The 15110-nt window shown below is 55.4% G+C and carries 13 protein-coding genes and 1 pseudogene; 7 read left to right on the forward strand and 7 right to left on the reverse strand.

Annotation, left to right across the window (positions count from 1 at the left end; all coding sequences use genetic code 11):
- Window positions 1–196: 196 nt before the first annotated feature.
- On the reverse strand, window positions 197–1228 hold the full coding sequence (locus tag ACFSW5_RS18935; protein WP_379276462.1) for a zinc-binding alcohol dehydrogenase family protein: 1032 nt from the start codon (window positions 1226–1228) through the stop codon (window positions 197–199).
- A 132-nt stretch (window positions 1229–1360) separates the two neighbouring features.
- On the opposite strand from ACFSW5_RS18935, the gene ACFSW5_RS18940 reads away from it, so the two are divergent.
- On the forward strand, window positions 1361–1747 hold the full coding sequence (locus tag ACFSW5_RS18940) for a winged helix-turn-helix transcriptional regulator (RefSeq protein ID WP_379276464.1): 387 nt from the start codon (window positions 1361–1363) through the stop codon (window positions 1745–1747).
- A 294-nt stretch (window positions 1748–2041) separates the two neighbouring features.
- Here ACFSW5_RS18940 and ACFSW5_RS18945 read toward each other — a convergent pair whose 3' ends face one another.
- Window positions 2042–3667, reverse strand: a complete 1626-nt coding sequence (locus ACFSW5_RS18945) for a sensor histidine kinase (protein WP_379276466.1) — start codon at window positions 3665–3667, stop codon at window positions 2042–2044.
- The gene (locus ACFSW5_RS18950) at window positions 3667–4350 is read right to left on the reverse strand and encodes a response regulator transcription factor (protein WP_379276470.1); all 684 of its coding nucleotides are present in this window, start codon (window positions 4348–4350) and stop codon (window positions 3667–3669) included. The genes ACFSW5_RS18945 and ACFSW5_RS18950 overlap by 1 nt, the downstream gene beginning before the upstream one ends.
- Window positions 4351–4511: 161 nt before the next feature.
- Between ACFSW5_RS18950 and ACFSW5_RS18955 the strand changes: the two genes are divergently transcribed.
- The 5 genes and pseudogenes from ACFSW5_RS18955 to ACFSW5_RS18975 all read left to right on the forward strand — a co-directional run.
- A complete protein-coding gene (locus ACFSW5_RS18955; protein WP_379276472.1) occupies window positions 4512–5390 on the forward strand; it encodes a carbohydrate ABC transporter permease in 879 nt (292 codons plus the stop codon).
- Window positions 5390–6259 carry a carbohydrate ABC transporter permease gene (locus ACFSW5_RS18960; RefSeq protein WP_379276491.1) on the forward strand — a complete coding sequence of 290 codons (870 nt, stop codon included), beginning with the start codon at window positions 5390–5392 and terminating at the stop codon, window positions 6257–6259. The genes ACFSW5_RS18955 and ACFSW5_RS18960 overlap by 1 nt, the downstream gene beginning before the upstream one ends.
- Before the next feature lie 96 nt (window positions 6260–6355).
- Window positions 6356–7429, forward strand: a complete 1074-nt coding sequence (locus ACFSW5_RS18965; protein WP_379276475.1) for an efflux RND transporter periplasmic adaptor subunit — start codon at window positions 6356–6358, stop codon at window positions 7427–7429.
- 28 nt (window positions 7430–7457) lie between these two features.
- Window positions 7458–8861 (forward strand): ABC transporter substrate-binding protein, encoded by a 1404-nt coding sequence (locus tag ACFSW5_RS18970; protein ID WP_379276477.1) that lies wholly within the window; start codon window positions 7458–7460, stop codon window positions 8859–8861.
- A 118-nt stretch (window positions 8862–8979) separates the two neighbouring features.
- Window positions 8980–9207: pseudogene (locus ACFSW5_RS18975) on the forward strand (cytochrome P450); the annotation flags it as partial.
- A gap of 137 nt (window positions 9208–9344) precedes the next feature.
- Here ACFSW5_RS18975 and ACFSW5_RS18980 read toward each other — a convergent pair.
- Together ACFSW5_RS18980 and ACFSW5_RS18985 are read right to left on the reverse strand one after the other, a co-directional pair.
- Complete coding sequence (locus tag ACFSW5_RS18980) at window positions 9345–10802, reverse strand: sulfatase family protein (protein WP_379276479.1); 1458 nt, start codon at window positions 10800–10802, stop codon at window positions 9345–9347.
- Between the two features lie 42 nt (window positions 10803–10844).
- Window positions 10845–11675: a carbohydrate ABC transporter permease gene (locus ACFSW5_RS18985; protein ID WP_379276481.1), complete on the reverse strand. Its 831-nt coding sequence runs from the start codon at window positions 11673–11675 to the stop codon at window positions 10845–10847.
- Between the two features lie 110 nt (window positions 11676–11785).
- Here ACFSW5_RS18985 and ACFSW5_RS18990 point away from each other — a divergent pair, with 110 nt between their 5' ends.
- Window positions 11786–12589, forward strand: coding sequence for a helix-turn-helix domain-containing protein (locus ACFSW5_RS18990; protein WP_379276484.1), 804 nt, complete (start codon window positions 11786–11788; stop codon window positions 12587–12589).
- Window positions 12590–12651: 62 nt separating this feature from the next.
- On the opposite strand, the gene ACFSW5_RS18995 is transcribed toward ACFSW5_RS18990, so the two are convergent.
- Complete coding sequence (locus tag ACFSW5_RS18995) at window positions 12652–13617, reverse strand: formylglycine-generating enzyme family protein (RefSeq protein ID WP_449290235.1); 966 nt, start codon at window positions 13615–13617, stop codon at window positions 12652–12654.
- A 247-nt stretch (window positions 13618–13864) separates the two neighbouring features.
- On the reverse strand, window positions 13865–15064 hold the full coding sequence (locus tag ACFSW5_RS19000; RefSeq protein ID WP_379276494.1) for an ABC transporter permease: 1200 nt from the start codon (window positions 15062–15064) through the stop codon (window positions 13865–13867).
- Between the last annotated feature and the right edge of the window lie 46 nt (window positions 15065–15110).

The raw sequence follows: 15110 nt of genomic DNA on the forward strand, positions 1-15110 counted from the left end.
ACCTCGCTTTAGCCTATTTATTCCACAAAAAGTGTAGCGCTTACATGTAGTGGAAACAACCCGCCAATTATAGATTGTTACCTTGAAAATTATAGATTTTGGTGCAACCTCTTAAATGAAAAAAGCCATCGAATCTTGTGTTCGATGGCATACCCGTTATTCCGATTGCTTCGGAAATCTATAAATTGTATTGCGGTTAATCATTCTCCACGACGACTTTCCCGATGGTCCGGCCGGATTCCAGCATCGCATGGGCTTTTCTCAACGTTGCCGCGTCGATCGGCGCAAGCTTTTCCTTGATCGTTGTTCGGATAACCCCTTGATCCACCAAGCGCGACAGCTCGTTCAGCAGATGATGCTGCCGGATCATGTCTTCCGTCTGGAACATCGGGCGGGTAAACATGAATTCCCATACGAACGTTGCGCTTTTGTTTTTGATCAGCGTTATGTTCAAAGGCTCCGCCGTCTCCACGATCGAGCAGATTTTGCCTTGCGGCGCAATGGCGTCCGCCATGCTCTTCCAATGCTTCTCCGTGCTGTTCAAGCAAAAAATATAGTCGACCTGCTCGAGGTTAAACGGCTTCAGCTGAGGAACAAACTCCTCGTTATGATTGATAATATAATCCGCGCCCAAAGCCTTCGCCCACTCGGCCGATTCGGAACGAGACGCCGTGCCGATTACCGTCAGGCCAACGTATTTGGCCAGCTGCACGGCGATGGAACCGACGCCTCCGGCCGCTCCGATCATAAGGATCGATTTGCCTTCGTTGTCCTCCCGACGCTGCGATACGCCGAGACGGTCGAACAACCCTTCCCATGCGGTTATGGACGTAAGCGGCAGCGCCGCGGCTTGCGCAAAATCCAGCGTCGCCGGTTTCGCTCCGACGATGCGCTCGTCGACGAGGTGAAATTCGCTGTTTCCGCCGGGGCGGGTAATGCTGCCGGCATAATAGACCTCGTCTCCGGGCTTAAACAAGGTGCAGTCCGGCCCCGTTTGCTCAACGACGCCCGCAACGTCCCAACCCAGCACCTTCGGCGAATCTTCCGTTTTATTTTTCGGCGCTCTCACCTTGACATCCACCGGATTGACGGATATCGCCTTCACCTTCACAAGCAGATCTCTCCCGCCCGGCGCCGGTTTTTCCAGTTCTACGTCGATCAAACTTTCCGGATGATCGATAGGCAAATATTTATACAGTCCGACCGCTTTCATCGTTTGTGCAGACATTTTCGCTCTTCCTCCTATACATTTTGTATAATGGTTTCGGTTGTTAATTTAGCACAATTCCGATATGATGGTAAGTACACACATTTATGTTATATAGTATCAATCTGTATACCGTTAAGGAGTGGAATAAAGATGCGAGATCGCGTAAGCGGGTATGGCCATTGCCCAAACGATGAAGGGTGTCCAGTGGAATATACATTGGACGTGATCGGCGGAAAGTGGAAAGGAGTGCTGCTGTACCACTTGATCGAAGGGCCCAAACGCTTCAACGAATTTCGTAGAATATGTCCGACGATTACTCAAAGGATGCTGACGCTGCAGCTTCGAGAGCTGGAGGAGGACGGCGTCGTTCACCGCGAAGTGTACCACCAGGTGCCGCCCAAGGTCGAATATTCGCTGACGGATTTCGGACAGACGCTGGTGCCGATCATTTTGAAAATGAAAGAATGGGGCGAGACGTACAAAAACAAAACGTCGCCGGCCGACGGCATACCGATAACGAACGAATTGTCTACCTGACGGATGGCTTTAGCCGGATCATGCGCCTTTCTCATATTATGAATCTGGTGCCCATCACCAGGTTTGCGATATTGGCTATACAAGGACATGCCATTACCCCGATTGAGCTTATAGGCACGGGCATAACGATCACCGCATTAATTATGAACAATTTAGACCAGCGGTTTCGCCTTGTTCATCATCAGCCGAAGACCGTTGCGAAATAACATCACGGCAAAGCCCGAAGCATAGTCGTTATGCCTCGGGCTTTTTTCCTTGCGCCATGTCGGGCTATACGCCGCCTCATCCGAGTTCTCATCCCAGCTTAACCGTAAAGTAAAAAACAACACCCTCTCCGGCATTGAACGCGCCGTACCGTCCGCCGTGAAGCCGGACGATCTGCCGCACGACGGCAAGCCCGATGCCGGTCCCTCCGCTTTCCCGGCTGCGCGATTGGTCCGTGCGGTAGAAGTGGCCCCAAATACGGGAAAGCTCGTCTTCCGGTATAGGATCTCCTTCGTTGTACACCGATATTTCCGCTTCGGCGTCCGCCGCTCGAACGCTCAATATGACGCTTCCGCCCGGGGAAGAGTGGCGAACCGCGTTCGACAGCAAATTGGTCAGCACCTGGCCGATCCGCATCCGGTCCCCGCGAACGGGCGGCGTCCCCTCCCCGCTTTCCGGCCGGACGACGACGATCCGAATGTTTTTGTCCTTGCCCATAATTTCCGCGCGTTCCGCCGACTCCGTCAGCAGCGGCCACAGGTCGAACGTTTCCCATTGCAGCGCGTATTGGCCGCTTTCCAAATAGGACAAGTCCAGCATGTCGGCCACGATGGCGGACATCCGCCTCGTCTCGTCGAGAATGATCTCGGCGTAGCGTTCCCGCTTCGCTCCGTTTGCGACGTTGTCCCGAAGCCCTTCCGCATAGCCGCCGATCAGGCTGATCGGGGTTTTGAGCTCGTGCGACACCCCGGCCACAAAGCGGCGCCGCATCCTCTCCAGCCTTCTTTCTCGCTCGATATCCTCTTTCAGCTTGTCGTTCGCTTCGTGAAGCTCCGCCAGCGTCCTCTGCAAGTTATCCGCGAGGGAATCGAAGCTCCTTCCCAATTCGCCGATTTCGTCCCGCCGGTTCAGGCGCGTCCTGCCGGAAAAATCCAGGTCCGCAAGCTTCCTGGCCGACTCGTTCAGATTGCGGAGCGGCTTGGTGACGATTCCGGCGTAAAGAAAAGCCAGGATAAGAGCAAAAACAAGCCCGATGCAAAACACATAATACGAGAAATCCCGGATGACGCTTGCCGCGCTCGTGACCGGCTGCAAGGAAGAGACGGCAAACAATACTTTGCCGTTTCCGGCTCCGTCCCCGCTTATGCGGGTAACGGCAATAAGCTGGTTAGCCCCTCTTTCGTCTTCGCCGACGCCCTTGGTCCGGAAAACAAGCGTTTTCCCTTCGAGCAGCACATCGTTCACCGCTTCTTGGTCGTTGCGCCACTCCATTGCGGCCCATCTCAGCTTATCCAGCTGCTCGACGGAAGCCGGCTTCGACATAAACAAGGCGAACTTGTCCGGCACCGGAAGCGGAAACGGCAGCGCCGCCGAATCTGCGGCCCCCTGTTCCAGGCCATTCTCGAAACCGCCTCCGACGACGACGCGGAATTTGTTGCCTTCGATCGTCAGCAGCGAGGTGAGCGCGTAATATTCCTTTTCAAAATCGAAGAAATAGTCCGGGATCCGGTCGAAGCCGTCTATGCCCGGCTCCGCTTCCTGAACGTACCGGTCGCGAATCCGGTTCAAATCATAGGCGATGTCATGCGCTTGACGCCGTTCGTAGAACGACGAGAACGTGCCGGCCAATACGGCAAGCACTCCCCCGAGCAGCAGCATAATGACGGCGAAAGTAACGGCGAACAGCTTGAACGTGACGGAATGTCTCCATTTCATCATGGCGCCACCATAAGCCGGTAGCCGTTGCCGCGGAACGTGACGATCCAGCCGGAACGTTTGCCAAGCTTTTGCCGAAGCCGCTTGACGTGGGTATCCACCGTCCGGAGATCGCCGTCGTAGTCAAAGCCCCATACGTGGTCAAGCAGCATATCCCGGGTGAGCACCCGGTTCCGGTTCTGCATGAAATACAGCAGCAGGTCGAACTCCTTCGGAGCGAGCGGCAGCGGCTCGCCGTCGGCTTCCGCTTCCCGGGCGTCGGGATCGATGGCCAGACCGTCCAGCTCGATCCGGTTCCCGTTCCCCGCCGTGCGCACAGCCTCCGTCCGCTTCAGGAGCGCCTTTACCTTGGCCGTGAGCACCTTCGGGCTGAACGGCTTGGTCATATAATCGTCGGCTCCGAGATCGTAGCCGAGCAGCTTATCGTCCTCTTCGCCTTTGGCCGTCAAAAAAATAATGGGAACGCCGGATTCCTTGCGGATCGCTTCGCATACGTCATAGCCGTCCACTCCGGGCATCAGAATGTCGAGAATGACCAGATCCGGCCGCTCCTCGCGAAACCGTACCAGCGCGGCGTCGCCATGCTCCGCTTCGCACCAGTCCATGCCGGCTTCCTCCAAATAATCCGCGATCAGCTCCCGAATGCGCCGCTCGTCTTCGGCAATGAGCACCTTCGGCTTCATCCGCAATCTTCCTTTCCCCTGTTAATTCCTTCATACAGCCTCATTGTAGCCGAGCAAGCGCCGATAGTCACGCCGACTGTTGTCACACGGCTGTCACATAGCCGCACTATGCTGTGGACGTCAACCGCGATTGACGTTTGAAAGGAGGGTTATCCGAAAACATGAAGCGGCTTCGGCACCGGTACCGGCGCGAGGCGCCGGTCGCGCTATTGTTCCTCGCTCCGAGCCTTGCCGGATTCCTCTTGTTCTTTCTGGTACCGTTCGGCGCCGTGTTGTACTACTCGCTCACCGACGGCCCGGTCGGCGGAAATTACGTCGGCCTCGACAACTATCGGACGCTCTGGGAGAGCGGCTCCTTCCGCAAAGCGCTGTTCAACTCCCTGACGTTCGCCGCCGTCGGCGTGCCGGCCGTATTTGCGGCCTCGCTGGGACTGGCGCTGCTTCTCCAAGGGAAGCTGCCGCTGCGGCAATCGTTCCGGACGGTATTTCTGCTGCCGCTTGTCGTCCCTGTCGCTTCCGTCACTTTGGTCTGGCAAGCGCTTTTTCATTGGAACGGCGCCATGAACGGCCTCCTCTCCGATTGGGGGCTCGCGCCGGTCGACTGGATGAATACGAGATGGGCGTTTGCGGTTATGCTGGCGGTTTACGTTTGGAAAAACGCCGGGTACAACCTTGTCGTTTTTCTGGCCGGACTCTCCAACATTCCGGCGGAGCTGTACGAAGCGGCGTCCCTCGACGGCGCGGGCGTCTGGCGGCGCTTTCGGCATATCACGTGGCCGGGGCTGATGCCCACCTCCTTTTTCGTCGTCGTCATGAGCATGGTCTCGTCGTTCAAAGTGTTTCGCGAAACGTATTTGGTCGCCGGTCCTTATCCGCATGACGCCGTCTATACGCTGCAGCATTTTATGAACAACATGTTTCAGTCGCTGGATTACCCGAAACTGACCGCGGCCGCGGTTCTGCTTTCGCTCGGAATCGGGCTCGCGGTGTACGGGCTGCTGCGTCTGGAAAGAAGGTCGAGGGAGGCGATGGAAGCGTGATGACGATCTTGAAGGCTACCGTCGTCCGCGGCTGCAAGCTGTTATTTCTCGCTCTGCTGGCCGCGGCGGTGTTGTACCCCGTATGCCTGACGGTAACCAATTCCTTCATGTCGGAGGACGAAATCGGACGCCACTACGAAGCTCTTGAAGGCGGAGAGACAACGGTTCGCGAGCATGCCGCCGTTCGCTTTATACCGGAGCGGGTCACATTCGAACAGTTCGGAGAAGCGCTGCTCCGGCGGCCCACCTTTTTGCTGCTGTTTTGGAACTCGGTGAACTTGACCGTTCCGATTATGGCCGGGCAAGCGATGCTCGGCACGCTCGCGGGCTACGCCTTCGCCAAGCTTGCTTTCCCGGGAAGAGACAAGCTGTTCTTCGTCTACCTGCTGACGATGCTGATGCCCTTCCAGGTGACGCTCGTTCCGAACTATTTGGTGGCGGAGAAGCTGGATTTGCTGAACAGCTACGGAGCCATTATATGGCCGGGCGTCTTTGCGTCCTTCGGCGTATTTCTGATGCGCCAGTTTATGGACGGCATTCCGGACGATTACATGGAGGCGGCCAAAATCGACGGGGCGGGCCATCTTCATATGTTTCTCCACATCGCTCTGCCTTTGGCCAAACCGGGAATTGCCGCGCTGCTGCTGCTGGCGTTCGCGGACAACTGGAATATGGTCGAGCAGCCGCTTCTGTTTCTGACCGAGCCGCTGCGCCAGCCGTTGTCCGTCTATCTGGCGCATATCGCCGAAGGAGCAAGGGGCGTCGCTTTCGCCGCGTCCGTTCTGTACATGACGCCGATGGTGCTGCTGTTTCTGTACGGCGAAGAAGATTTGGTCGAGGGCATTCAAATGTCGGGGATTAAAGGCTAGTTGTCTGTCCGATGAAGTATTCCGGGTAAGGGGTTAGCTCCAAACTTCGGTTGAACCGACAAGACTTCTAGCCGAATAGGGGGTGAAGAAGAACAAGTGCAACGCCGCAAACGAATGCTGCGCCTCGCGATAGCGCTTTTCTTCGCCGCGCTGCTCCTGCTGACGTTCCTGTCCAATACGATTCAAGGCTTGTCGTTTCCGAAGGTCGCGGTAGAGCGGCCCGAGATGGGCGCGCTTGAGAAGAACGTGTCGGGCGAAGGCTTTCTGGAGCCTTCGCAAACGGTAAAGCTTTACTCCGAAGGGGATTGGAAGGTGGAGCATATCGCCAAAAAGAAAGGCGACCGCGTCCGCAAGGGCGAAACGATTATGTCCTTCGATACGGAATCGACGCAGCGGAGCCTGGAGGACGAACGAACGCGCCGGGAGCAGCAGCTGCTGCAGTTGGAAAAGATCGAGGAAGAAATGAAGATCGCGCTGCGGGACGGGGACCCGTCCGTCTCGGACAATCTGATGCGCGAGCTCGAATCGCTTCGGCTCGAGATGGAGCTGCAGCAAAGGAAAATCGAAGATTTGGAAAAAAAGCTGCGGAACGGTACGAGGCTCACAGCGCCGGTCGACGGCGTGCTCACTTCGCTTAACGCCGCAGAAGGAGCGGCCGTCGGACCCGGGCAGCCGGTGGCTGAGCTGGCCGACGACGCGTCCGGCTACAGCTTCGGCTTCACGGCGGACAGAGACAATGCTTCGACTCTTCGGATCGGAGACGAAGTGAAGGTCTGGATCGAGGATACGCCCGAGCGGAGCGTCCAAGGCGTTATCTCCGAGATCGAAGACGGATCGGAGGACGGCAGTCTCAAGTCGATCACGGTAGAAATGACGGATCGCGGGCTCGAGCCGGGCATGCGGGCGTCCGTCTCCATCTCCCGCATGAGCGAATCGATGGGAGCACAAATTCCGAAGTCGGCCGTTCACGGCGACAACAACGGCGATTATGTGTTTACCGTTTCCGAAGCGGACGGACCGCTCGGCACCGCTTACTATGTCGACAAAACGTATATCACCATCAAAGACGAAAACGAGGAAACGGTCATAGCGGAAGGGCTTATGCCGACCGACCGGGTGGTGACGGAAACAAGCGAACCGATCGACGACGGAGACCGCGTCCGGTTCTAATCTATTTGAATACGGGAGGAAACGAAAAATGGCAATGGATCGAAGCAAAGGCTGGAAAGCGGGCTTTATCGGCATCGTATGCGCCGCCTTGACCGCCTGCGGCTTGGGAGAGAATTCGGGCGGGCCGCAAGCCGGCTCGGAGGCGGCGGACGGCGGCATAACCGTCGTCTCCATGACGGTCATGACCAAGGACCGCTTTCTCGCGGAGGCGGAGCAGAAGTTCGAGGCGGCGCATCCCGATATCGATATTCGGATCGAGGAAACGGTGCCTCAGGATCCGCAAAGCGAAGGCAAAATGATGATCTCCAAGCAAGAAGCGGGCCGGCCGGCCGGACCGACGGCCGAGCAGGTGGACAAATACGTAAACGCCGTCAATACCGCGATCATGTCCGGGAAAGCGGCGGACATTATCTCTGTCGACAGGCTTCCTTCCGAGAAATATGCCGGTAAAGGGCTGCTGGCCGATTGGAGCGGGCTGGCCGATCAAGACAAGGCGTTTCAACAATCCGATTACTATGAGAACGTATTGAGCGGCGTATCGTTCGACGGCGGCTGGTACGGCATTCCCGTCTCGCTGTCGCTTAATGTCATGGTTGGAGATAAGTCCGTTCTGGAGCAAAGCGGTCTCGACGACAAAACGTGGACGTGGGACCAGTTCGTACAGCTGCTCGAAGAGCAGGGCAAAATCGGAGACGGCCAATACGGAATCGCGATGGTCCGGCCGGAAGAGCTGCTCGCTTATTTAACCGAGACGGTCTATGAACAGCTTGTTGCGGCCGACGGGAAATCCGTCTCGTTTGACGAGGAAACGTTCCGGGGCTATATGGAGAAAGTAAAGCGGCTTTACGATAGCGGGCTCGCGACAGCCGAAATGCCCGGGGCCGGCGCCTCGATGTTCCGCCAGGTCGAGATGCAGCATCCGGTCGAATTGGCCATGATCCCGAAATTGAAAGGCGGAGAAAACGAAACGATGCTTCGCCCGCCGGGGACCGGCCGCGACGAAGGAATTCCGTTCAAGTCGGATCAGGTGCTGGCGCTGAACGCGAACTCGGATGTGAAAGAGTCGGCTTGGGAATTCGTCAAGTTTCTGCTGTCCGAAGAAATGCAATCCTCCAGCTCGCTGATGGGCTTCCCGGTTCACCGGGCCGCGCTCGAAACGAAGCTGAAGGATATGCAGGAGAAAATGGCCGGCGGCGAAGCCAAAATGACGATTAAAGGCCCGAACGGCGAAGGAGGCTCCGTACAGCTGACGGATGAAGATATCGAACAAATTGTTTCCGTCATGCCGTCCGTCGGCAAATACGGCAACCGCGACGCGAAAGTGCTTAACATGATTCGCGAAGAGTCCGCCGCCTATTTTTCGGGCAGTAAAACGTCAGAAGCGGTAGCCGGCTTGCTGGACAACCGCATCGAAACTTATTTGAACGAGTAACGGGATGCCGCAAGCAACGTTTTCACAGGAGACCAGATTCGGTATTTATTGAACTATTCCCGAGGCAGATCAAACGTTGCGGTTCTGCCTTTGAAGGCATCTTTGCCGTCTTCGGCGATTGAACATCCGCCGTCCCAATAACAAAAAGCATTTAACGTTCGGCAACGGCCCGCACTTCTGCTTGGGCGCTCCGCTGGCCCGGCTGGAAGCCAACATCGGCATCGGCGCCTTTATGGATCGTTTCGCGAAAATCGAGCCCGTTCCCGAGTTTAAGCTTGAGGGTAACCTAACCCCGTCCGCAGCCGGACAAACGCTGATTCAACTGCCTGTCCGGGTTCACCGGTAAAAGCCGGCGCGTAGGCGCCGTTGATTTAACCTGATCGATCCAAAAATATGAAAACGATATAGGTTATGGCCGCATCAGCGGACCTAACCTATATCGTTCCCATTGAATACATTGGCTCCCGACCAAAACTCTCGAAGCTATCTTTCCCGAGGATGCCGTCTTCTCAGCTCCGCCGCCGCATGCCCCCGTCCCGACTCGATCAGTCTTTCCTCGTACACCTTGAGATAACCTTTCGCATGGTAAGGCCCCCCCTCCTTCATCACCGTCCACAACGGATCGACGTCGTGCTCCATCGACATCATCATCTCGTCATGCCACTCGAGCAGACGATAGGCAGCTTCCCTGCAGATTTCCGGCCGTTTCGCCGCCACGTTATACTGCTCATGGACATCGCTCTTGATGTTGAACAGCATCTCTTTATCGAACAAATGAAAGCCGTCGTGATAGGTACGAATATAAAGCCAGTCGCCGAATCTTACGCTTCGCTGGCAGACATGGGCGCATTGCGAGATGATCAGGCTGTCGCGGCCCGTATCTTCGGCGTTCGTAACCGATCCTGCATAGCTGCGTCCGTCCCAGCTTGAAGGCGGCTCTATTCCCATTAGCTCCGCCATCGTTGGCGGCAAATCGAGGTGATAATGCAGGCCGTAGTCGACATGCCCGTTCGTTCGGCCCGGCCAGCGTATGATCATCGGAATCCGGCAAGTTCCTTGGTCGGCCGTTCCGTGTTCGCCGTAAATGCCGAGCTCGCCCATGTTTTCGCCATGGTCGGCGGTAATCATAATGACGGCGTCGTCCAGTATTCCTTTTTTCTTCATCAGGTCTAATATCATGCCGATATTATCGTCCATGTAGCGCACGCCGCAATCGTATCCGTCAATCATGCGCCGCAGATCGTCCCGGTCCTTCAACTCGCCCGGATAGCGAGGATATTCCGGATAAGTCCGGTTGTTGTACATATTGATTTCGTGCGCGCTGTGCGGCCCGACCTTCTCCCGATGCTTTTCGAATACGCTGTCCGTAATCCAATCCGGCAACGGGTCGTTCGCGAACGGATTTCCGAATGACTCCGGCGCTCGGTATGGCGTATGCGGATCCCAGTAGTTCACATAGAGCATCCAATCGTCTCGCTCCGCGTTGCGTTCGAGCCAATCCAGAACGACCGGAGTCACTTCCTCCGCCGACTCCATCCCTCCCTTGCCCGTATTGTATATTTCATTGAAACCCGCATAGAAGGTCCAAGCCGTATGTCTTTCGCCAAACGGACTAACCAGAACGGTTTTCATGCCCGCTTTGCGGAATAAAGCGGGAAAGCTTTCGCTGGCCAGCTTGCTGCGGAATTGACGGGACTCCCCTTCGTGGCGGACGTCCGCCGCCGTTCCGCCGTGGCCGACTACGCCGTTATGTATGCCGAACCGCCCGGTCATAAGCGCTGTCCTGGAAGGAAAACACGGCGCGTCCGAGGTGTAGTAGTTTTCGAATCTTACGCCTTCCGCCGCGATGCGGTCAATGTTCGGAGAAGTGTTGCGGTGATATCCGTAACAACCGAGATGATCCGGCCTGGTGGAATCCAAATCGAGCAGCAATACGCGCATGGGCTTCAATCTCCTTTTTTCCAAATGTTCGAATGAACCGTTCTATCCCTTGACGGCTCCTGCAATGCCATTGACAAAGTAACTTTGCAAACAGATAAAAACGACAATAATGGGGGCGAGCGCAATGGTCCCTCCGGCAGCGATGCCGGTCCAGTCGACGATGTTCTCTCCGCGAAGCGCGTACAGCCCGACCGCAAGCGTACGCAATTCGGGACTGCTGAGCGTGAGGACAAGCGGCAGCAGGAACGAATTCCATGTCCAAATGAATTGCATGATCACTACGCTGCCGATAATCGGTTTGGACAGGGGCAAAATTACGCTTACGTACGTTCGGACGAAACCGCTGCCGTCCATAACGGCGGCCTCCTCCAGCTCTTTGGGCACCTGCGCGAAAAAACTCGCGAACAAAAGGACGAAAAGAACATGACCGCCGCCGGATTCGGCTAATATGACGCCGGACAACGTATTCATCAAGCCCATATCCTTAATCAGCTGAAAGATCGGAATAACCGAAAATTCCAAAGGAACGAACATGCTCGCCCCCAATATCGCCAAGACGAACCGCTTGCCCGGAAACGAATAGCGGCCTAACGCATAGCCGCATGCCGAGGTGATCAGCAGAACGATGACGATGACCGCCAGCGTGACCGCTACCGAATTGAAGAAGTAGCTTTCAAATCTCCCGGCATGCCAAGCGCGTTCAAAGTTCTCGGTACTCCAAGCGGAAGGAAGCAAATTCAACCCTTTCTCGAAAAATTCGTTCTGCGATTTGAACGAGGCCGACACCATCCATAGAAACGGGTATATCCAAACGAAGCAGACTCCCGCGAGCGCGGCGTGAACCAGCGCGTTCGGCAACTTGCGCAGTTTCATTTTTTCACCCCCTGCCCGCTTTAAAATAGCCGCGAATCAGCGCTTGGCCCGACGGTTCGAGAGCATACGGGAAAATAACTATCATTCGCAAGAGAGGAGGAAGGAGCCCCTTGCTGACGATTCATTCGGCGTATTTTGACGATTTTATTCCCAAATGGAGAACCCATGACGACGAGTTGATGGTGAATGTGCTTATTCTCGTTACCGAGGGTAAAGTCTCCTACCTGATCAATAACGAACATTATGTCGGCGAACGGGGGGATTTCATTTTTATTCCGCGATCATCGCGGCGGACCGGAGACAACCATCCGTCCGGCCCTCATCAGAAGCATACGGTCTTGTTCCAATACGACGATACAGCAGCCGCTTCCATTCCGTTTCTGCTTGATAGAAAAGTGATCCGGTTCAAGCTCCGAAACTTTCAATACGTACTGCGAAGATTTCAGCGGTTATATGAAGAACTGCGCAACGGAGGAACCTATCGGGGCTTGATCTGTCAGGGCATTCTGCTGGAACTGGTCGCCGTGCTTGCCCGAGAGCTCGAGAAGCCCGAGGTTGCGCCGATGAAAATGAAATACGCTCAAATCGTAAAAAGGTATCTGATCGAGCATTACCGGGAACCGATCGAAATCGAACAATTGGCCCGGCTTATTCATCGGTCGCCTAACTATACCATTTCCGTATTCAGCGAGGTTTTCGGACATTCGCCGATCAAATACGTCCATCAGCTGCGCGTAATGGAAGCTTGCAATTTGCTGCTCCATTCGGATATGACGATTGCGAATATTTCCGAGTATTTAGGCTACTATGACGCGTCCTATTTTTTTCGGGTATTTAAAAAATACACGTCGATGTCTCCGACAGACTTTAAACTGTACGGGAATCCGAACCATACTTTTCAAGTTCTCGCCTAATCGCCGGGTTGCGTGCCGTCATGAAGAAACCCGCAGCGGAAGCTGCGGGTGGATAGATAAGTTTATTCCATATCGGCAACGACTCGAAACCCGGCATTGCCGGTCGAGCTGTCCGGCGTATTGCCGCTTCTCGCCGCGATCCGATAACGATTGCAGTATGAACGGTGGCACAAGTAGGAGCCTCCCCGCATCGAACGTTTTCCCGTAGGCTTGTTATAATAAGGGTTCATTGTTGATGTCGTTTGATGATATAGAGGCGAAAACCAATCCGCGCACCACTCCCATACATTGCCGGACATGTTGTAAAGCCCGTATCCGTTCGGTTCGTAAGCATTCACGGGAGCCGTACCGACATACCCGTCGCTCGCGTTGTTCTTATCGGGGAACTTCCCCTGCCATATATTGCACATATGCTTACCGTCGGGCTTCAGAAGATCCCCCCACGGGTAAGTTTTGCCTGCCAAGCCGCCGCGCGCCGCATATTCCCATTCCGCTTCCGTGGGCAGGCGCGTGCCGGACCATTCGCAATACGCGTTCGCATCATTCCAGGATATATGAACGACCGGATGATCCAATCGTTCGTCGATCGTTGAATCCGGTCCTTCGGGCTTGGCCCAATATGCCCCTTCGACGACAAGCCACCAGGGCACCTGCCGGGGGACGTTTTTCACTTTTTGCAATGTGGATGGAGAAACGAGCAAATGAAACACATAAGACCAGCCGAAACGCTCGGCTTCCGTCACGTAACCCGTTTCCCGGACGAAAGCTCCGAATTCGGCATTCGTCACCGCATACGGACTAATCCGAAACGAACGGACGGTCACCTTTCGCACCGGCCCTTCGCCGTCGGACGGAAATCCGTCGGGCGCGTCGGTTCCCATTTCGAATTCCCCTCCATGTACGACAATAAGGCGCTCCTTATGAAGTCCGCCAACGGCCTTGGCGGAATCCGGGAACTCCGCTTTTTCCGGTTTCGGGACCGATATCCGCCCCCTGCTTGCCGAGCAGCACTCGTTGTTCTCTTTCACGAAACGCATCTCTCCTTCTCTATGGATAGTTCGTTCCTATTTATATCAAAGTATTATACTTTGTTTGATAAGAATAGCAAGAACGATATAATCACGATCGAAGACGAGGGGACGCAATGCGAGATCGGCATCGCCATGAAGCGGGACGGGGATGTTCGCCGGCGGCAAAACGATTCGTGCAGCATGTTCATGATAAATTAAAAAACGCGATGTCGTTATGACATCGCGTTTTTGAGAGGCTGGATTCCTATACGCTTACGCTTGTTTCAACGGATTGGGTTGGAGCCGAAGCAGGGACGGGCTCGTTCGCCGCATCGGCAAGCTTGACCGCCGCTCTTCTATCCTTAAGCACAAGCAGGTAGACGACCGCCATCATTCCGGCTAAAAGCAAAATCGCGCTTCCAAGCTGCGGAAGAAAATAATGCAGCTCTCCTCCCCGGAAGCCGATACCTCTCAAAAATAGAAGCAGCCAAGTTAACGGCAATATGTTGGTGACATATTGCAAAGGCTCCGGCAGCATCATGACGGGAAGCATCGCCCCGCTTAGCAGGAAGGCGGGCAGGATCAGAATGATGCTCCGGGCGCCGACCTTGTCCGGACTGGCGGCGGTCCAGCCGATAATCATGGCAAAAAAGCTGAGCAGCAGCGTGTAAATGAAAAACGGGATCAGCATTTCAAACGGGTTCGCTTCCAATCGAAGGCCGCCTGCCTGTTTTAAGACGCCGTAAGTCAGGTACAAGGACACGCAGCCGGCCAATGAATAAGGAAGAACTCGAAGCAGCAGCTGCAGCGGGCTCGCCAATGCTTCTCCAAGCCGGCCGTCAGCGCGCAGCCGGGGCACGATGGACATCGTAGCGTTACCTAACAGAATAATCAAAATGACACTTACAAACCCGAGCACGGTCGACATCATCATGCTGCTCGTCGGGTTGTAAAGCAGCCGCTGCTGCAGATTCATGTTTGTCGCGATGCCTGCGATCGCGCCGTCCGTAAGCCCCCTCGCCTTCAGGCCTCCTGTATAGACCGCAGCGTTTTCCGCCGCGATCACCTCGCTGACGCCGTTTCGAATCGAACCTACCGCGGCCGGAATCGTGTTGTCGACATAAAACCCGATGTTCGTCTGCGCGCCCTTCAGCCGGTTCCGCTCCAGTCCGGCCGGCAGGTACAAAGCCGCAACATAATGCTGATTATAAAACAGCATGTCGGGCTCGATGACATTATCGTATACCCCTTCGACGGAAATGTACTGGGAAGCGTCGAGCTTCTCCACCAGCTCGCGGCTGTACTTGCTGTGGTCCAGATCGACGACGGCCAGCGGCGCTTCGTTAATCTGGCTGTTTTTGAACGAATACCCGAACACCGCGGCCATCACAAGGGGCATCACGATAAAGACAATGACGGACTTGCCGCTTATGAGCAGCCTCCATTCCTCGATAAAAGCCTTCATCACGCTTTAACCTCTACCGTCATTCCCGGCAGCAGCTCCGGCGTGC

It is taken from the genome of Paenibacillus thailandensis (assembly GCF_042685365.1).
GTDB lineage: Bacteria > Bacillota > Bacilli > Paenibacillales > Paenibacillaceae > Paenibacillus_AP > Paenibacillus_AP thailandensis.